This window comes from Bacteriovorax sp. HI3 (assembly GCF_059738875.1).
On record NZ_AP026946.1, the window covers coordinates 1,746,038 to 1,763,843 of the forward strand.

The 17,806-nt window shown below is 41.8% G+C and carries 16 protein-coding genes; 10 read left to right on the forward strand and 6 right to left on the reverse strand.

Annotated elements, in window-relative coordinates:
• Positions 1-54 precede the first annotated feature (54 nt).
• From AC6JA8_RS08680 to AC6JA8_RS08690, 3 genes are read left to right on the forward strand one after another with little or no spacing between them, the layout of a single operon-like run.
• Positions 55-1,359 carry a hypothetical protein gene (locus AC6JA8_RS08680; RefSeq protein WP_497976708.1) on the forward strand — a complete coding sequence of 435 codons (1,305 nt, stop codon included), beginning with the start codon at positions 55-57 and terminating at the stop codon, positions 1,357-1,359.
• A gap of 3 nt (positions 1,360-1,362) precedes the next feature.
• Positions 1,363-2,034, forward strand: coding sequence for a response regulator transcription factor (locus AC6JA8_RS08685; protein ID WP_497976709.1), 672 nt, complete (start codon positions 1,363-1,365; stop codon positions 2,032-2,034).
• Between the two features lie 3 nt (positions 2,035-2,037).
• The gene (locus tag AC6JA8_RS08690; protein WP_497976710.1) at positions 2,038-3,531 is read left to right on the forward strand and encodes a sensor histidine kinase; all 1,494 of its coding nucleotides are present in this window, start codon (positions 2,038-2,040) and stop codon (positions 3,529-3,531) included.
• Here AC6JA8_RS08690 and AC6JA8_RS08695 read toward each other — a convergent pair.
• Positions 3,520-4,674 carry a hypothetical protein gene (locus AC6JA8_RS08695; protein ID WP_497976711.1) on the reverse strand — a complete coding sequence of 385 codons (1,155 nt, stop codon included), beginning with the start codon at positions 4,672-4,674 and terminating at the stop codon, positions 3,520-3,522. The two genes, AC6JA8_RS08690 and AC6JA8_RS08695, sit on opposite strands and share 12 nt — an antisense overlap.
• A 102-nt stretch (positions 4,675-4,776) precedes the next feature.
• On the reverse strand, positions 4,777-5,988 hold the full coding sequence (locus AC6JA8_RS08700; protein ID WP_497976712.1) for a GTP-binding protein: 1,212 nt from the start codon (positions 5,986-5,988) through the stop codon (positions 4,777-4,779).
• A 111-nt stretch (positions 5,989-6,099) separates the two neighbouring features.
• Between AC6JA8_RS08700 and AC6JA8_RS08705 the strand changes: the two genes are divergently transcribed.
• The 6 genes from AC6JA8_RS08705 (at position 6,100) to AC6JA8_RS08730 (ending at position 12,290) form a co-directional block, all read left to right on the forward strand.
• Positions 6,100-6,807 carry an SAM-dependent methyltransferase gene (locus tag AC6JA8_RS08705; protein WP_497976713.1) on the forward strand — a complete coding sequence of 236 codons (708 nt, stop codon included), beginning with the start codon at positions 6,100-6,102 and terminating at the stop codon, positions 6,805-6,807.
• A gap of 66 nt (positions 6,808-6,873) precedes the next feature.
• Positions 6,874-7,893 carry a beta/alpha barrel domain-containing protein gene (locus AC6JA8_RS08710; protein ID WP_497976714.1) on the forward strand — a complete coding sequence of 340 codons (1,020 nt, stop codon included), beginning with the start codon at positions 6,874-6,876 and terminating at the stop codon, positions 7,891-7,893.
• 44 nt (positions 7,894-7,937) lie between these two features.
• Complete coding sequence (locus tag AC6JA8_RS08715; RefSeq protein WP_497976878.1) at positions 7,938-9,266, forward strand: hydroxymethylglutaryl-CoA reductase, degradative; 1,329 nt, start codon at positions 7,938-7,940, stop codon at positions 9,264-9,266.
• Between the two features lie 7 nt (positions 9,267-9,273).
• Positions 9,274-10,317, forward strand: coding sequence for a GYDIA family GHMP kinase (locus AC6JA8_RS08720; RefSeq protein WP_497976715.1), 1,044 nt, complete (start codon positions 9,274-9,276; stop codon positions 10,315-10,317).
• Positions 10,318-10,326: 9 nt separating this feature from the next.
• Positions 10,327-11,361 (forward strand): diphosphomevalonate decarboxylase, encoded by a 1,035-nt coding sequence (locus AC6JA8_RS08725; protein WP_497976716.1) that lies wholly within the window; start codon positions 10,327-10,329, stop codon positions 11,359-11,361.
• Between the two features lie 8 nt (positions 11,362-11,369).
• On the forward strand, positions 11,370-12,290 hold the full coding sequence (locus AC6JA8_RS08730; protein ID WP_102243451.1) for a mevalonate kinase family protein: 921 nt from the start codon (positions 11,370-11,372) through the stop codon (positions 12,288-12,290).
• On the opposite strand, the gene AC6JA8_RS08735 is transcribed toward AC6JA8_RS08730, so the two are convergent.
• The 4 genes from AC6JA8_RS08735 to AC6JA8_RS08750 all read right to left on the reverse strand — a co-directional run bounded on the left by AC6JA8_RS08735 (position 12,287) and on the right by AC6JA8_RS08750 (position 16,114).
• Entirely contained in the window at positions 12,287-13,078 is a 792-nt protein-coding gene (locus tag AC6JA8_RS08735; protein ID WP_497976717.1) for an enoyl-CoA hydratase-related protein, read from the reverse strand. The two genes, AC6JA8_RS08730 and AC6JA8_RS08735, sit on opposite strands and share 4 nt — an antisense overlap.
• A gap of 182 nt (positions 13,079-13,260) precedes the next feature.
• The gene (locus AC6JA8_RS08740; RefSeq protein WP_497976718.1) at positions 13,261-14,766 is read right to left on the reverse strand and encodes a hypothetical protein; all 1,506 of its coding nucleotides are present in this window, start codon (positions 14,764-14,766) and stop codon (positions 13,261-13,263) included.
• A gap of 151 nt (positions 14,767-14,917) precedes the next feature.
• The gene (trxB, locus tag AC6JA8_RS08745) at positions 14,918-15,871 is read right to left on the reverse strand and encodes a thioredoxin-disulfide reductase (RefSeq protein ID WP_166637353.1); all 954 of its coding nucleotides are present in this window, start codon (positions 15,869-15,871) and stop codon (positions 14,918-14,920) included.
• An 18-nt stretch (positions 15,872-15,889) separates the two neighbouring features.
• Positions 15,890-16,114, reverse strand: coding sequence for a hypothetical protein (locus AC6JA8_RS08750; RefSeq protein WP_102243454.1), 225 nt, complete (start codon positions 16,112-16,114; stop codon positions 15,890-15,892).
• A 119-nt stretch (positions 16,115-16,233) separates the two neighbouring features.
• On the opposite strand from AC6JA8_RS08750, the gene AC6JA8_RS08755 reads away from it, so the two are divergent.
• Positions 16,234-17,805 (forward strand): hypothetical protein, encoded by a 1,572-nt coding sequence (locus AC6JA8_RS08755; protein ID WP_497976719.1) that lies wholly within the window; start codon positions 16,234-16,236, stop codon positions 17,803-17,805.
• The last annotated feature ends 1 nt before the right edge of the window (position 17,806 follow it).

The window sequence follows — 17,806 nt, forward strand, 5'->3', positions numbered from 1 at the left end:
GTTTCAACAATCCTTTGCCATAATGACAAAAATAACAAAACTTCGGGAGTTATTATGGCAAACGGGCTGTTGATTTTAACAATCCTTCTTTTTTCGGTTTCGGTAAAAGCTGAACCTCTTACGCCTCCACCAATGAGAACTCCTGGCATGGAAATGGGACGCCCCCCTGAAGAGTCACTGGACGATTTAAAATTTACTTACGATTCAAAAAATAGACTTTTTAAAGATGAAGCTGAAGCAAGTGAATACCAAAAGCTATTTACTGAAAATAAAGGTTCAAAAGAAATTAAAGATCAGTTCGCTAAAGTTCAAGAAGAGCGCAAAAAGAAAATGGATGAGATGAGAAAGAGCGGCACTCGTCCTGATTTTGAAAAAATGAAGGAAGAAAGAGAAGTTGCTCAGTTTGACCTTTTAAAGGCCATCAAAAATATCCTGGAAAATAAAAAGAAAGAGAAATCAACGATTGCTAAGGCGGATGTGAAGTGCGAAGGCGCAAAATCTCAACCTGTGCTTGAAAAAGCGACGACAGATTCAATGAAAGACTCAGCGAAGGTGACAAAAATTATCCTGACTGAAGAAGAGTATAAGCGCATGAAGTCTGACCTGCGCAATGAACTTAAAAATGAACTAAAAGAAGAGCTGAAAAAAGAAATGGCCCAAAATAGACCAAATGAAGAAATGCGCGATCGTCCTTCGAAAGATAAAGAAAAAGATAAAGATAAAGAAGAAGACCGTCCAAAAATGGCCGAAGGAAAAAACAAAGGCCGTCAGGGCAGAGGCGAAGGAATGGGAATGAATATGAACGTGGGTGGTTCATCATTAAATCATTCTCAAATAGCTTCGGCCATGGGCCAACAAATGATGAATAACTTTCAAAATATGGGGCAGTCATCTGGAATGCAAATGGGAGGCATGAATCAGCAAATGGGGAACATGAATCAAATGCAGATGGGTGGAATGAATCAGCAAATGGGGAACATGAACCCAATGCAGATGGGTGGTATGAACCAAAGACAAATGGGAAATATGAATCAAATGTCACAAGGAATGTACGGTATGCAAACTGGCAATCAAATGCCAAGAATGCGTCGTCCACAACAAGGCATGATGAATAATCAAATGAACGTCTATGGAAACCAGATGAATATGGGCGGATATGGAAATGATCGCTTGCAGATGAATCCATTTCCAACGAATACGACTGGCCATAACTTTATGGCCCCAGGCATGAATTCTAGTTATACTTATGGCAACTCGATGATGAATCCTTACAGTGGAAACAGCTACTACGCAACGTACGGCTCACAAATTGGGATTCCTTATATGGGAACATCATCTTTTGCACAAATGGGGAATTAAAGAATGTTAGTACTTTTAGTTGAAGACGATCCAATTTTAGGAAGAAGTATTAAAACGACCTTGGAGCTTGAATCTTTTAAAGTCCTTTGGTGCAAAAGTGTTCAAGAGACCCACGATTTAATTGCTAACAACGAATTCCAATGCATTCTTTTGGACATTGGACTTCCGGATGGAAACGGGATCAGTCTTTGTAAAGAGCTAAGGAAAGAGTTTCAAAAAACTCCCATTATCTTCTTAACGGCACAGACAGATGAAGACTCATTGCTCATGGCATTCGATGCCGGAGGAAATGATTTTTTGAGAAAACCTTTTAGCCAAAAAGAGTTGCTTGCAAGGATTAAGGCCCACACTCGCGATGTGGCGGGGTCTAAATCTAATACAGCTTATCGCGATTTAAAGATTGATTTGGAAAAACGCGAAGTGCGCTTAGGTGAAAAACAAATTGATCTCAACAATACAGAAATCCAATTGCTTTATTGCCTTTCAATCAATGCAGAAAAAATCGTTACCCGCGACCGCTTGATGGAGTTTTTAGGTAAAGGCGGAGAGATTTTCGATCGCACGATCGACTCTCATATTAGCCATATTAGAAAACAATTAAAGGCCAATGAAGTCAGCAAAATCCAGATCCGCTCTGTTTATGGAGTTGGGTATAAACTGGAAATTATAGAGTAGGTTATGGTCAGTAAAAATAAAAAGCTTCTGGTTAAATTTATCCTCGCTTCCTTCGTTATCAGTTTTCTGGCCGTGGGACTTGGATTCTTAGGAACTCACCTCATTTTAAGCTCTCAGGAAAAACGCATGGAAGGACATTTCATGTATGAGTCCTTGAGGACAATTGAGCTGATTGCTAAAAAAACAAAAATGCCCATTGAAGAAATTGTTTCTGAATACAACAATTTTCAGGATGTCCCCCGCGAAGACAGAGGTCCTGGCCCACAAAGAAGAGGCAGAGGAAAACCTCCGGTGTCGATTTCAGTTATCACTCGCGAAGAGGCAAAGTTTAGTCTTCCACAAAATGTGGGTGAGTATTTAGAAATCCAGGGAAATGTTTCCGATGTAAAAAGATTTAAAGATCAGGTTTATAATTACGACGGCGAACACTTTTTAATTTTTAAGTTTGATCCAGGTGGACCTGGAAAAGGTGGCCGCGATTTTGGTCCACCTCCTGGTGGCCCGGGCGGACCTGGTGGGGGGCCTCCGGGGCCACGTATCGATATTGGAGGGAGACCTCTTCCAATGGTGATGATCCCTCTGGTTTTAACTTTTGTGATCATTCTTTTTGTTATCACGGCGTCTTCGTTGCTTGTGCTTTATTTCTTAAAACGTCAGGCCCAGAAGGCCGCAGAGGTTCTGCGCGCTCTTAAGCTTGGTGATTTGAAGGCGAGATTTCCTATTTCAAAAATTGATGAAGCTTCAGAGCTCATGCTCGAGTTTAACCAAATGGCCGATGAGATTGAAAAACTCGTTGTCGATCTTCGCGATGTAGATAGCTTAAGAAGAAAATTACTCCAAGAATTGGCCCACGACTTAAGAACTCCTGTGGCCTCTATGAAGAGTATGCTTGAGAGTCTTCTTTATCAGGGCGAGCGCATGAGTGGGGAAATCAGGCAGGAAAGCCTGGAGATGACACTTAAAGAAGTGGATTACTTCCATCACTTGGTTGAAGACTTGCTTTTTTTATCGGGTGTGCACGATTTAAAATACCGCGGGAAATTTTCAACTGTTGATGTCAACGATGTTATTCAGCATGAAGTTCAAGTGGCCAATGAAACTCATAAGAAAGTGAAGATTGCCTTTGTGTACAATGAATTTTACTTCGTCAAAGCAGACCAGCACTTGTTCCAACGCTTGATGAAAAATGCACTTTCTAATGCTGCTGAAAATGCTAGTAGTATGGTGAGTGTGAGAATTCTTGAAGTGGACCCAAAAAATATTTCCATCGAAATCACTAACGATGGGCAAGGGCTGACTCAGGATGAGATCGATACATTTGGAAAAAAACGTGCCACAAGAAGAATTAATGAAAACACTGAAGGAAAAATTTCAGTAGGCCTTGGTGCCGTGATCATGAACAAGATTTGTGAAATCCATTCTGCCGAAATGAAAATTGATAATAATCCTGGCGGAGGCGCCGTTTTAAGAATCACTTTTCCGCGATTAGACGTTTAGGATATAAAAAACAACTGGAAGCCCGCCGTTTTTAAAAGGAAGGCGGGCGACGAGTTCCTCTTTTTTTGGAGTGAACTTGTGCTCTTCCGGGATGATAATCCCCAAACGAATCGGTTGGTACTTCTTCTTGATCATCGAAATGATCTTTTTATAATAATCCAGATTGATTTCTTCTTTTTCACCAACTCGCAGCCCATAAGGCGGGTTAATGATTACCACATTTTTTCCAGTGAGAGCATTCTCCTCTGAAAAAAGGTCACTTTGAGTGAAGTTGATCTTTTTACCTTCGGCATTTTTTCGGGCCAAGGCGATTACATCCGAATTAATTTCAAAACCTTGAAGCTTGGCAAAAGGAGATGGTTTTTCCTGAAGTTCATCCATCACTTTTTTCTTTAAGGCCACATCAATCCAAAGAGGAGTGTGCTGGTAAGCAAACTCTCTTTCAGTGTTCACCGAAAAATAATCATGTCCTTCAATGAGGAATGTACCCGAACCAGACATGGGGTCAATTAATGTCAGTTCTTCCTTTTGAAGATTTTTAGTCGTCGCTAAAAGAAGCAAAGCCGCCAGGTTTTCTCTGATTGGAGCAAGACCTGTATAGATTTTATCTCCACGTTTATGGAGGATTTCACCGGTCGTATCGAGACTAATGGTGATGACATCATCGACTGCGCGGTAATAAACTTTTGGAAGATCTGCCGTTTTATTGGCCTCTAAGTGATCGAGGTATTTTTTCTTAACCGGTTGCTTGCGGTAGCTCTCAAGAATTCCATCTTGAACGGCCTTGGCAATTTTTCTCGAGTCAAAAAGTCTTGAGTTTGTTGCCGCGGCCACCACTTCAGGGGCCTGTCCGATCATTAAAGACTTCCATGGGATTTTAGAAATTTTCTGAAAAAGTTTTGGAAAATCGCGGGCCTTAAATTCAGCAATCCTCATTAAAATACGAGTGGGAGTGCGAAGCAGGTGATTGAGTAAAAAACCTTGCAGTGTTGTGGCCGACAAAAGAATCCCACCTTCATCCACAGAAAGAATAGAAAGAGGCCGATCTTTAAAATGCAGCTCCCATTTTTCTTTGAGTTCATCTAAACCTTGATCAACCAGACCAAGAGGGTAGATAAGATAAAATTGTGCGGTTTGTTCCATAAAAAGGTTATGGAGGAAAAAGTCCTAAAAGTCCAAAAAAAAGGCCATGGGGGTTACGTCCATGGCCAGTTTTATGTCATCAGTGCTGAGGAAGTTACGGGATTACTCAGCGCTGAGATAATGATTGATTGCTGAATCCTTGAAGTTTGTCGTCCAGAATTCTTTTCCGAGAGCGAGTTCACTTTTATCTAAAAGGGCGTCGTTGAGTCTTTTTGTTAAGTCTTCTTTTAAAGAGGAATTTAAAAATTTCTGTCCAATAAAAACGATCTCCTGAACGCGGTCACCGTAATCTTTGTGCCAGCTCTTTTTTACCTGAGCGAGTTCTTCTTCATCAATTTCCCATTCACTCATATCCATGGAAGCAAGCCATGCTCCTCTGGCCTCAAGAGTGCTCGTTCTTCCGGCCTGTGACCAAAGAGCGACGATTTCAGGTTTAGAGGCCACCCAGAAAAATCCTTTTGAGCGCACGACTTCCTCTGGAAGCGCAGTTAAAACATCCCATAATCTCTCTGGATGAAATGGCCTTTGCTCTCTATAAACGAAACTAGAAATCCCGTATTCTTCGGTCTCTTTTGTTTCATGTCCACGCAGCTCCATCATCCATCCCGGATTGTTCATGGCCTCTTCGAAATTAAAAAGATTGGTGTTTAAAATTTCTTTTACATCCACTTGAGACTTGTGGGCCTCGATGATTTTTGCTTTGGGATTTAGTTTTTTCAGGATGCCGATTAAACGCGCTTTTTCCTCTGGTGTGACCAGGTCCATCTTGTTCATAATCAGGACATCAGCAAATTCAATTTGTGAAATAAGAAGATCAGTGATCGTTCTTTCGTCGTTTTCTGAAAGCTCCATTTTTCTTTCTTTCAAGTCGACTGCTTCCATGTAGTCGCGGAAGAAATTGTAACCGTCAACAACTGTGACCATTGTGTCGAGTTTTGCAAATTGCGAGAGTGAGTTTCCGTTTTCATCTTCGAAGGTGAACGTTTCGGCCACGGGAATGGGTTCACTGATTCCAGTGGACTCAATAACCAGGTAATCAAACGCTTTTTCGGTAGCGAGCTTTTTAATTTCTACTAAAAGGTCTTCTCTGAGTGTGCAGCAGATGCAGCCGTTGCTCATTTCCACCAGTTTTTCCTGGGTCCTGACGATGCCGGCGTCGATATTGACTTCACTCATATCGTTGACGATTACAGCGATCTTAAGTCCATGATTTTCATGGAGAATATGGTTTAGGAGGGTTGTTTTTCCGGCCCCTAAGAAGCCCGAAAGAACAGTGACTGGTAGTTTGTTTTGCGATTGATTTGCATTTTTCATATTCTTGAATATTGCAAGCGATTCGCAAAAATGTCAAGCCCACCAAGTTGGTTTTTCACAGGGCCTTCTTTATTCTTTTAATTTGCAAGGGGTTTTGTTACCTTCACGCCCATGAAAACCACTGGGACTTTGACATTAATTCCGACTCCTTTGTCTGAAGAAGGAGAGCTTGAGCCTCGCGCGTTCAGGCTTCTCAATGAAGCGGCCACAAACGAGCGTGAGAACTCTGTTTTTGTTATTGAGGATTTAAAACCGGGAAGAAGAAGATGGCTTGGTTTTAAACTACCACGCGATTGTGTTGAGAGTTTTGTTCTTTATAATGAACACACAGCTCAAACTGTTTCTAAAGAACTTCTCGCTGAATTACAGAAGGGAAAAAACGTTTTCCTTATGAGTGACGGTGGTCTTCCGGCGTTTTATGACCCGGGTGTTGAGCTGGTGAATCTTTGTCATCAGAATAAAATCCGCGTGACTTCAACTCCGTTTTTTAATTCTGTCAGTCTGGCCTTGGCCCTTTCAGGTTTCTCTCATCGAAAATTTTGGTTTGAAGGATTTCTTCCTATTGATAGTGAAGAAAGAGCGAAGGCCATTAAAAATATTTTGAATTTAAAAACCACGGCAATTGTGATGGACACTCCTTATCGCTTAAAGCGCGTACTTGAAGAATTTCAAAGTGCGTGGGGGTCATCGAAAAAGAAGCTTTTTGTGGCCATGGATTTAAACGCGGAAACGGAAGAGTTACAACGAGGGACCCCTAAGGAGCTTCTCAATGTAATAAACGACGTAAAACGCGAATTTGTATTGATAGTTTCTGAGTAATTTCAAGATGATAGATTGTTAAAAAGAAATGACGTTTAACTGTCGTCATGATAAAAATAGGGCGCTATGCAAGAGACACGTAAAAGAGATCATATTGAGCTTACCGCCAAGTCCCAAACTAATGGACTTTTGGTGGACTCGCGCTTTTACTATGAGCCTCTTCTTTCTGCGCATCCTACTCAGGAAACTGATATCTCAACAACATTTTTAGGAAAGAAAATCCAGGCACCGTTTTGGGTTTCAAGTATGACTGGTGGAGTGGGTGAAGCCCGCCATATCAATCAAAACTTAGCGCGCGTCTGCCGCGAGTTTTCTTTGGGGATGGGGCTTGGGTCTTGCAGAACACTTTTAGAATCAGGACAGTACTTTGAAGATTTTAATCTTCGCCCTATTTTAGGAAATGATCTTCCGTTTTATGCCAACCTGGGAATCGCGCAAGTCGAAAGACTTGTTCACGACCAGGAGATTAATAAAATTTTTGATTTAATAAACCGACTGGATACAGACGGACTTATTGTTCATGTGAATCCTTTGCAAGAGTGGTTTCAACCGGAAGGGGACAAGTTTCTTTTTAGTCCGATTGAAACGATTGCCAAATTAAGTGAAGCTTTTAAAGGCAGCGGTAAAAGAATCATCGTGAAAGAAGTTGGGCAGGGAATGGGACCAAAGAGCTTAAAGTCTCTTCTGGATCTTCCTATCGATGCTATTGAGTTAGCTGGTTTTGGCGGGACAAATTTTTCTCAGCTTGAATACCTAAGAACAAAGGGTGCAGACAAACTGGAGATCGAAGCGTTGGCCAAAGTTGGTCACACGTCTCTGGAAATGATCTCTATTCTTAATAATCTTCTCAAAGCAAATCCTGACTATATTAAAAAACAAATCATCATCTCTGGCGGGATTGGAAATTTCCTTGATGGATTCTACCTGCAGGAGCAATTGCACTTTTCTTCAATTATTGGCCAGGCCAAAAATTTCCTGACTCGCTCTGAGAACTATGAAGAGCTTAAAGCTTTTACCAATGCTCAGATCGAGGGATTAAAAATGGCGAGGAAATTCCTGACGATAAAGACCTCGGAGGTCCAGTGAATCAGACTATCGAAACAAAAAGCACAGGAATGAATATTCTTTCTATGCCAACAGCTCCGGTAAAAGGTTTTTCTAAACTTTCAAAGTTGGAGAAGATCGATTTTATCGCCGATAACTACTTCAGTGGTTCAGAGTCAGTAAAAACTCAGTTTAAGAGATTCTGGCTTAGCGACGAAAACCTACAAAAAACAATTGATGAATTCAGCGAAAACACGCTGACAAATTTTATCTTCCCAATGGGAGTTGTGCCAAACGTTCTGATCAACGGAAAACTATTTTGTGTTCCGATGGTTATCGAAGAGAGTTCGGTTGTTGCTGCTTCAGCAAAGGCCGCTAACTTCTGGCTGACTCGCGGAGGATTTAAAGCAGAAGTTTTAGGTGTGAAAAAAGTTGGGCAAGTCCACTTCATCTGGAATGGCGAAACTTCAAAACTCGAAAAATTCTTTGCTCTTAAAAAAGCAGAGCTTCTAAAGGCCGTTGAACCTCTTGCGGCCAACATGGTTAAGCGCGGGGGAGGTATCCTTGATCTGCGTTTAGTAGACAGAACAAAAGATGAAGCTGGTTACTACCAACTTCTTGGTGAGTTCGACACTCGCGATGCGATGGGGGCAAACTTCATCAACTCAATCTTAGAAAAATTAGGCAGCACGTGGAAAGAAATGCTTCTTGATGCAAAAGATTTCACTGATACAGAAAAAGAAATGCAAGTCGTAATGGCGATTCTTTCAAACTACACTCCTGAGTGTATCGTAAGAAGCTCTGTAGAGTGCAATATCGCCGATCTTAACGAGCCAGGGCTCGAGATGGATGCTCATGAGTTCGCAGAGAAATTTGCCCGCGCTATTCGCATTTCAAAAATCGATGTGACGAGAGCGACAACTCACAATAAAGGGATCTTTAACGGAATCGATGCTGTGGTGATTGCTACAGGTAACGATTTCCGCGCTGTCGAGGCCTGCGGACATGCTTATGCTGCCCGCGACGGTCAATACAGAGGTCTATCAAACGTAGAAATTAAAGACGGTAAATTCCGCTTTAGCCTGGATATCCCGATGGCCATTGGTGCTGTAGGGGGGCTGACATCTCTTCACCCAATGTCGAAACTCTCTCTTGATATGCTTGGACGCCCGGGGGCCGAAGAGCTGATGAAAGTGGTGGCGACTATTGGTCTTGCTCAGAATTTTGGTGCCGTGAGAAGTTTGGTGACTTCTGGAATTCAGAAGGGTCACATGAAAATGCACTTGATGAACATTTTAAATCACCTTGAAGCCTCTGAAGAAGAAAGAGAGAAGGCCAAGGTTCACTTTGCTAACGAAGTGATCTCGTTTCAATCAGTGCGTGAATTTATTGCCAGCTTAAGGAACTACGTTTAGGAAAAGTATGAATCAAATTAACCTTAACCAGATTAACAACGAACTTAAGAAGACTTGCCCGGAAAAAGACCAGTATTACTTCGGTCATGGCAAACTTCTTCTGACAGGCGAGTACTTCGTCTTAGATGGTGCCCTTTCTCTTGCTCTACCGACTAAAGTTGGTCAATCACTTTCAGTAAAATACAATCAATCATTCTCTCCGTCGCTTAATTGGAAATCATACGATGTGAACGGCAATATCTGGTTTGATAGCACGTTTGAGTTCTGGCACTTCAAGTGTACTGATGAAAATCCATCGGAAGAAGCTCTTTTCTTGCAAAAAATTCTTCAGCAGGTAAGGAAACAAAACCCTCATTTCTTAAGAGACAATGTCGATGTAAAAGTTGAAACTCGCCTGGGATTCCCATTAACATGGGGACTGGGAAGCTCTTCTTCACTTATCTATAATATCGCTCAATGGGCCTACATCTCGCCGTTTGAGCTTTTATTTAAAACTCATGGTGGCTCTGGTTACGACATCGCGTGTGCGCAGTCTGACGGGCCGATTGCTTATAAGAAAGTTTCAAGCGGTCCTAACTGGTCGCCGATTTATTTCAACCCAAGCTTTAAACAAAATCTTTATTTTGTTTACCTGGGAAAAAAGCAAAACTCGCGCGAGGCCATCAAGGAATACACAAAGAAAAGACCGGTTGATTCGGCCATGATCGCTAAGATCACTGAGCTGACTCAAGAATTTATCAATGCTTCAACTCTAAAACAATTCCAGTCGCTAATGATGTCGCATGAAGAGCTTGTCTCACAAACGATTGACCAGCAGACGGTTAAATCAGCGCTTTTTGCTGATTTCCCGGGAGCTGTTAAATCTCTGGGAGCATGGGGTGGAGACTTCGTTTTAGTGGCCACAGAAAACGATTTTGACTTCATAAGAAGTTATTTTGCCGGCAAAGGGTTAGACACAGTTTATAGATACAGTGACTTGATTTCTGATCCAATTGAAGCTGAGTCTAAAGATGCAGTGAAGATGGGCTTTTCAAACCATCTGCTTCACTAAGGACTTCTTTTGGAAAAATTAAGCGTCAGCTGGTCCTCTCCTTCAAACATTGCCCTGGTAAAATACTGGGGAAAGATCCCACACCAGATTCCCTGCAATCCATCGGTGAGTTTTACTCTAAAAAACTCGCTAACCAGAATGGATGTGGAGGCAGAAAAGACCAACGCTGGAGAGATCCTGGTGGATTTCTTTTTTGAAGGGAAGATCAATGAAAAATTCAAATCAAAAATCGTAAAGTTTCTAGAGTCTGAGCGCGAGCGCTTTGGATGGATTACAAATTATAAACTGACAATTAAATCAGAAAATACATTTCCGCACTCATCAGGAATTGCCTCATCGGCCTCTTCGATGTCAGCACTTTGTTTATCGCTTCTTTCTCTGGATGAAAAAATCACTGGAGTTAAGGCGCAGACAGAAGACTTCTATAAAGAAGCTTCTGATCTTTCTCGCAGAGCTTCAGGTTCGGCCGCAAGATCTGTTTATCCCTTTCTTGTAAGCTGGGGAGAAATCGATTCAGTTGTTGGATCGAGCAATCTTTTTGCCGCTCCAGTAAATAAGAGCGATGTTCATCCAATGTTTCACGATTACTGTGACTCAATCATGATTGTGGATGCCGCTGAAAAATCAGTTTCAAGCCGTGCGGGACACTCGCTAATGGATACCCATCCTTTTAGAGAGCTTCGTTATAAGCGTGCTCACGAAAATTTAGAAAAACTTCTTTCGGCGATGAAAGAAGGGAAGATGGACGATTTTATTTCTATCGTTGAAGAAGATGCACTCATGCTTCACGCGCTGATGATGACATCGACTCCGAGTTTTATTTTACTAAAACCAATGTCGCTTCTGTTGATTGAGAAAATCAGGGACTACAGAGCAAAAACAAATATCCCGGTGTGTTTTACAATTGATGCCGGGCCAAACATCCACCTGTTATACCCAAAGGCCCACGAAACGCTCGTGAAAGAATGGCTGGCGCTGGAGTTTAAGGATTTACGAATCATTCACGATGAAACAGGGCCAGGACCAGTGAAGATCAAGGATTAGACTTAAGAATGAGCAGAACTCATACAGAAAAGAAATTTTACTCGAAGGTTATCCTCTTCGGTGAATACAGCATGATCCAGCACTCGATGGGGCTGGTGATTCCTTATACATTATTTGATGGAAAACTGACTTTTAGAAGAGACAACTCAGCGATCATTGATCCTGAACTTAAGGCCTTTTCTTTATACTTAAAACAATTAATCGAAAGCAATCAACTGAACATTCAGTTTGATGTGACGTCTTTTGAATTTGATATTTCTCAAGGACTTTATTTTGATTCTACGATCCCTCAAGGATATGGAGTCGGAAGCTCCGGGGCGCTGGTGGCAGCGGTCTTTGATCGTTATGAACAGGAGAGCCATTCGAACCTGGATATCAGCAAGCTTAAGAGAATTTTTGCTCAGATGGAGTCACACTTTCACGGCGCGAGCTCTGGAATGGATCCGCTGATTAGTTATTTAAATTCACCTATCCTGATAAAAAATAAAAATGACTTAGGGCCGGTGACTCTTCCTAAATTCCCCAAAGGAAAAGGGGGGCTTTTCCTGCTTAATACAAAACGTTCAAGAAAAACTGAACCTCTGGTAAACCTCTTCCTTGAAAAAACAACCAATGCACGTTTTAACGATATATGTGAGACTCAGTTAAAGCCAATCACCAACAACTGCATCGAAAATTTTCTGGCAGCTGACATGGAAACTCTAACCGAGAACTTCAAAAAACTTTCTGAATTCCAGTTTGAGCATCTTTCTCCGATGATTCCAAAACTCTACCGCGACGTTTGGGTAGAAGGGATTAAAGGCGGGGATTTTGCGCTTAAATTATGTGGCGCCGGAGGTGGAGGGTTCCTTATGGGGATCACTCGCGATTTCCAGAAGGCAAAACAAGTCCTCTCGGCGCATGAAATTAGATTGCTTTTAAGTTTTTAAACTTCTTGTTGTAATTTTTCTTTAAACTCGGAGTGGCTCATAAAAGGCTGCTCTAATGTGTAGTCACCAGTTCTCACTGATGCATTAAAGATTTGTCTTTCAACTTCAATCTTAGCGTTAACATCATTAGTGAAGTTGCTTCCTAGAAGACCGCGCTTGGCCTGCATACGGGCAACCGGGGCCTGAGCAAAGATAGTGGCCAGGATTTCTTTCGGGTGAAGACCCACGTCACACCAGCCTCCTAGTGTATTCATGACATTCACATCAAAAGTTCTTCCGCTTAAAATCAGCGAACGAACCACATTCTGGTTTAAGTAAGGAGCAAGGTAAGAGAAGACACCGCAAACCGGAGTCAGTCCCTGTGAGAGGTGATCAAAAGTAAACTGAGCATTTTCAGCAGCAAGGCGGATATCAGCGGCCAGGGCCAGCTCAAGTCCAATACCTTTTGTTCCTTGTTTCACATCCATGATCACAGTTTGAGGAAGGCAGAAAAGTGACTGAGAGATTGTTGAGAGCTTCCCTGTGATTTTTTTTAGTTTCTCTTCGTTCATTGTCTTCATTTCTTCCGGGTCAATTCCCTGGATGAAATAATCACCATAGACAGTGATATAAAGCGACTGCACTTCAGGATGACTTGCACACCAGGCAAGAATAGATTCAAATTCAAAAAGTGCTTCAAGGTTGATGAACTTTTTTCTGAATTTGATTTCCAGTGATTTGGTGTCTGTTAATAGAGTCGTGGCAATGGTGTTGTAACTAAAAATAGGAATTCGTGTGAGTGCTTTCATTAACCTTCCTTGGTAGTAAACACTTAGGGCCTGTAGGAAAGAAAGAGAGTCATTCTCTTTCATGAATCTATTCTTTCAAATTTTAAAAATGAATGTCAAAGGGCCATTGTTCATTTTTGTAACAAAAAAATAAAATAATGTGAATTTAGGTAGTTAAAAGCAATAAAAGTAAATTGGTCGGATTAGAAACGGGACTTAAATTGGAGCATCGTCGTGTAGGTGCGGTCGTCACTGGCCCTTGCTGTGATAGCAAGTGAAGAAGATTTACCGATGGCCACTTCGTGCTGAAGATCAACAAAACGATTGCGTTCACCGGCAGAAGTTGTCGCACTTCCGAATGAAGTCGTTAGTTTTCCGTAGTCACCGAAGTCGGTTTTTTTACCTACACTGTAGGTTTTAGCGCCGTCAGTGTCGGTTGAGAACTTTGTCGTTACAGTTCCAACAACATCGTTATTGAATTCATTTCCAACAGAGACCTTGCTGTATTTATCAATTGGTCTTTGATAAAGCTCAAGATCAAGATACTTGTTGCTATGGTCGGTAAGGGCCATGTTGTATGTTTGGGCATTGGAGATTTTGTCATCTGCTTTGTCAGAGGCCGGGATGACTGTCTCGTTTTTTACGCTGGCATCGACTTTTAATTTTGAATCGGCATCAATATTTACAGACATTGGAACAACGGTAACGATTTGTTTTGTTCCTGCTGTGTAGTTAATGGCATTGACCTTTACCCAATCAGCGCCTTTGTCATTTTTTAGAGATAATTCAGTGCTTTGTTCGTTGTACGAAAACTTTGTTTTTGTTTCAAAGTTTAAATTCTCAGTGAGGGAAGTCTGAGTTTTAGCTTTTAAAACTTCGACATCTGTTGGAACTGCACCGTCGCGGAATTTTACACTTGGAACGATATCGATATATGATCCATCTGGCTCGGCCTTAGGCTTTGGTTTAATCTTGCGAAGGAGTTCAACTGTACTTTTATCATTGGCGATACGCTCGAGATTGAGCTCTGAAGCACTTGGCTTATAGGCGAAGTATCTAATCTTGGCCGTCCCGTCTGGTTGCATGCGTACTTCGACCAGTGTGTTTCTTTGCGAGCCAGAGCCGCGGTAAAGATAGACTACTTCCTGGCCATCGGCCGGAATGTATTGAATGTTTTCTACGTTGGGAAGACCGACTAGTTCTTCGCGCATGAACTTGTAGTCACCTTCATATTTTTTTGTGGTGGCATCGATGTTTCCAAATTTACCACATTGGATTTTCCCGTCAGCAGTCTCCCATCTGACGACATAGTACATGAAATTCAGGTTATTGAGTTCTACGCCAATCTGGTTATTGGTTGTCACATCATCACCTTTTTTTAATTTGGCGATAATTTTACTGACGTCTTTACTTAAGTTGAGGTGAGTGTCACATGTCTGGCATTCAGATTCATCAATGAGAGCAGTGCTTAGCAGTTCTGATTCTCCCGCTACCCCGGCCTCTTTATCAGCAATATACTTATCCAGCGCTTGATTGATTTTTGAAAAGCCCTCGGCCGTCTGGCCGGTTGAGACATGGGAATCGAATTTTTCTACCATACCTTTGTAATTTTCATTTTTCTCCAGCAGGTTTTCAAATTGGCTATTGCCCGCATGAACTGCAGTGAGCGAAAGAAGTGAATAGGTTATGGCAAAAAGAGATAGTTTCATTTATTTCGGAACTCCCCACATGTCTTTGCGGGAATCCGATAAAATTCTTTAGCGTTTTGGTGAATTTTTATGCTTTATAATTCACATAACCAAGTTGAGTTGTCGGTTGATCCAATAAAAAAGGCCGCTCAAGGCGGCCTTTAAAAGGTCTTTATTGATTCTTTTTGTCGTGTTCTGCTTCCAGGAATCTTTCAGCGCGGATAGCAGCTGTACATCCTGAGCCTGCCGCCGAGATGGCCTGGCGGTAGTATGGATCTTGAACGTCACCACAAGCAAATACACCGGCAACTGATGTATCCGGGTGGAAGCCCTGAGTTTTGATATACCCATGGTCATCAAGCTCAAGCTGGCCGTTTAAGAATTTTGTATTTGGTTCGTGACCGATACCAAGGAAGAACCCATCCGTTTTTCTTTCTGTGATTTCATTTGTCTTATTGTTAATAACTTTAAGACCTGTAACCCCAGTTTCATTGAAAAGAATTTCTTTTACTTCTGTGTTCCAAACCACTTCGATTTTTGGATTTTTGAAAGTGCGCTCTTGCATTGGTTTACTTGCACGGAATTGGTCTTTTCTGTGAATCAGGTAAACTTTTTCTGCAAAACGAGTCAGGAAGTTTGCTTCTTCAAGAGCAGTGTCACCACCACCTACAACGTGAACGACTCTATTGCGATAGAAGAATCCATCGCAAGTCGCACACGCAGAAACACCTTTACCGATAAGTTCCATTTCATTTTTAAGGCCCAGGTATTTTGCTGAAGCCCCTGTTGAAATGATCAGTGTTTCGGCCATGAATTCAGCGCCGTTGTCGCATTTTACATGGAATGGTCTTTTTGAAAGATCAACACTTGTAACCTTTGCTGAAAGGTATTCAGTTCCAAAACGTAGAGTTTGTTTTTTCATGTTGGCCATTAGATCAGGGCCCATAACTCCTTCGGGAAATCCCGGGAAGTTTTCTACGTCAGTTGTGGTTGTTAATTGCCCGCCTGGCTCATGGCCTTCGATAACGAGAGGGTTAAGACCAGCGCGTGATGAGTAAAGGGCCGCTGTATACCCAGCAGGTCCAGAACCCACGATGATAACTTGTCTGTGAGCGATTGTTGTCATGATAAATTCCTTAAGAGATTACTCAGATAATAATGCCGCTTTTAATTCCGCAGCAGTTTCTTCTTCCTGCTTAACTTTGATTTTTACATCAACTGGACGGTCGTCTAGCTCTGGATGCATTTGGTAGTAAGCGCTGACAGTCATCAGGTCTCCTGGAGACGGAGCTTCTGAGGTTGTTTTGAAAGTTTCACCTGTCACGTTACATTCGTACTTGTAGATTTTTTTAATCTTTTTCTTGCTCATTTTTGAGTCCTACTTCATTGGGAATAATGTACCTCTAGTTATAGAGAATTATCCCCAATAGAGCAAGGATTTCCCATCAGTGGGAAGGCGCGCAAGTTTGCTTTAAACTATTAATTAATATGAAAAATTCAGCCTTAATCACAGTTCTTTTATTTATGGGTGTTTTTACCGGCAAAGCCTTTGGAATTGGGCTTACTGAGGTCAATTTACAGGACATTTCCACTTCGGGGAAAAGCTTGATTATCGACCGCGGGAACCTCGAAGAGTACAAAGAAGGGCTTCTGGCCCGTTTTTACCTGCAAAAAGGGCCAAAAGAGTTCCCGAAAGTATTCCTTGTTGCAGAAGGGGAACTGGTTAAAAGTTTTCCACGCAAGTCTTACTGGATCCTAAGAAAAATCCATATTCCTTCGGCCATTAAGCGCGATTCAAAGGTTTTGATTTCAACTTCTAATGAGCTTTTGCGAGAGCGTCCACTAAAAATGAGAAACAAGCACGTGGTGATTTCTGATTCTCAGTACCAGGATGTGGATGATTATATCGATCAAAACCAGGAGAATGTTCCTTCGAGACTGGTAAAAGAAGATAAACCCTATGCGGCTTCAGCAGATATTTTTGAGCGCGACGAAATTAAAGACGTCACCCCTGAGACAGATGTCCTTTTGACGACCTATGAATCTTATAAGAAAAAATCAGGCAACTATTACAGCGATGACTACGGTGATTTGACGGCGCAAAAGTATTTTATCGGCAATAAGCAAGTGGCCTTAGGTGATATTAAAAAAGCAGAAGATAAAAAACTTTTTGATTCTATGAGCGATGGTTATGAGAGAAAAACCAATGGCATGAAATACGGGATTAAAAGTTTTTACAGCGAGCAGGCGAGAACTCCAGGACTTCCGGAAATTGCAGAAAAAGGAGTGGAGCTTTCAACTTATGCCCGCATGAAAGAAGACGCCAAACTTGCTGATCAGGTTGACCCGAGAGCAATGGCGAAGATGAAGCGCGACGGGGATCAGTGGTCCTCAGATATGGATGATGCTGCTTTAAGACGTTATTTCATTCAAACGGGAATGGAAAAAGAAATTAGAAGAAGGGATCTGGCCCTTAATGAACTTGAAGGCCATGAGATCATGCTTCATTACTCGGGTTCAATGGTGGCCCATGGGAACACTCAAGATCCAAATTATCAAGGCCGCGGTTATAGTTTAGGTATTGCTTATGACCTGCATTTAGCACGCACATCGGCCTCTCTTAAAAAATGGTCGTTGCAATTTTTTCTTGAACGTGGGGTAACTGAATACGACACTGGAGAGTTCAATGCGCGCTCTGAAGAAACAGACTATGGGGCCTACTTGAATTATTATTTCATCAACAATCCGCTGACCTTAAATTCGTTCATTTACCTGGCCGGAGTTGGGTTTAAGAATGGAAGTGCCAGCGTCTCTTCACCTGATCTCTCAAAAGAGTATTCTTATCAACTTTTATCTCCTTCTCTGCAGCTCATGACTAAATACCGCTTCCGTTCAGGAGACCTGAAGGAAGACACGGTCAATGTGGGAGTAAGTGTGAATTTTGGGGTCAATATCGACATGAAGAATTTGTCAGTCATCGACCGCGTAGATGACAATATTAATAGCAAAATTTCTGTCACTGACTTAAAATATATACTAGGAATGAGTGTTTATTTTTAGG

What these genes read in the sequence shown, in the direction of transcription:
- AC6JA8_RS08695 (WP_497976711.1), bottom strand. Translation starts at nt 4,674, where the DNA reads ATGGAACAAACCGCACAATTTTATCTTATCTACCCTCTTGGTCTGGTT.
- trxB (WP_166637353.1), bottom strand. Translation starts at nt 15,871, where the DNA reads ATGACAACAATCGCTCACAGACAAGTTATCATCGTGGGTTCTGGACCT.
- AC6JA8_RS08700 (WP_497976712.1), bottom strand. Translation starts at nt 5,988, where the DNA reads ATGAAAAATGCAAATCAATCGCAAAACAAACTACCAGTCACTGTTCTT.
- AC6JA8_RS08685 (WP_497976709.1), top strand. Translation starts at nt 1,363, where the DNA reads ATGTTAGTACTTTTAGTTGAAGACGATCCAATTTTAGGAAGAAGTATT.
- AC6JA8_RS08750 (WP_102243454.1), bottom strand. Translation starts at nt 16,114, where the DNA reads ATGAGCAAGAAAAAGATTAAAAAAATCTACAAGTACGAATGTAACGTG.
- AC6JA8_RS08710 (WP_497976714.1), top strand. Translation starts at nt 6,874, where the DNA reads ATGCAAGAGACACGTAAAAGAGATCATATTGAGCTTACCGCCAAGTCC.
- AC6JA8_RS08705 (WP_497976713.1), top strand. Translation starts at nt 6,100, where the DNA reads ATGAAAACCACTGGGACTTTGACATTAATTCCGACTCCTTTGTCTGAA.
- AC6JA8_RS08735 (WP_497976717.1), bottom strand. Translation starts at nt 13,078, where the DNA reads ATGAAAGCACTCACACGAATTCCTATTTTTAGTTACAACACCATTGCC.
- AC6JA8_RS08730 (WP_102243451.1), top strand. Translation starts at nt 11,370, where the DNA reads ATGAGCAGAACTCATACAGAAAAGAAATTTTACTCGAAGGTTATCCTC.
- AC6JA8_RS08755 (WP_497976719.1), top strand. Translation starts at nt 16,234, where the DNA reads ATGAAAAATTCAGCCTTAATCACAGTTCTTTTATTTATGGGTGTTTTT.
- AC6JA8_RS08690 (WP_497976710.1), top strand. Translation starts at nt 2,038, where the DNA reads ATGGTCAGTAAAAATAAAAAGCTTCTGGTTAAATTTATCCTCGCTTCC.
- AC6JA8_RS08740 (WP_497976718.1), bottom strand. Translation starts at nt 14,766, where the DNA reads ATGAAACTATCTCTTTTTGCCATAACCTATTCACTTCTTTCGCTCACT.
- AC6JA8_RS08720 (WP_497976715.1), top strand. Translation starts at nt 9,274, where the DNA reads ATGAATCAAATTAACCTTAACCAGATTAACAACGAACTTAAGAAGACT.
- AC6JA8_RS08680 (WP_497976708.1), top strand. Translation starts at nt 55, where the DNA reads ATGGCAAACGGGCTGTTGATTTTAACAATCCTTCTTTTTTCGGTTTCG.
- AC6JA8_RS08715 (WP_497976878.1), top strand. Translation starts at nt 7,938, where the DNA reads ATGCCAACAGCTCCGGTAAAAGGTTTTTCTAAACTTTCAAAGTTGGAG.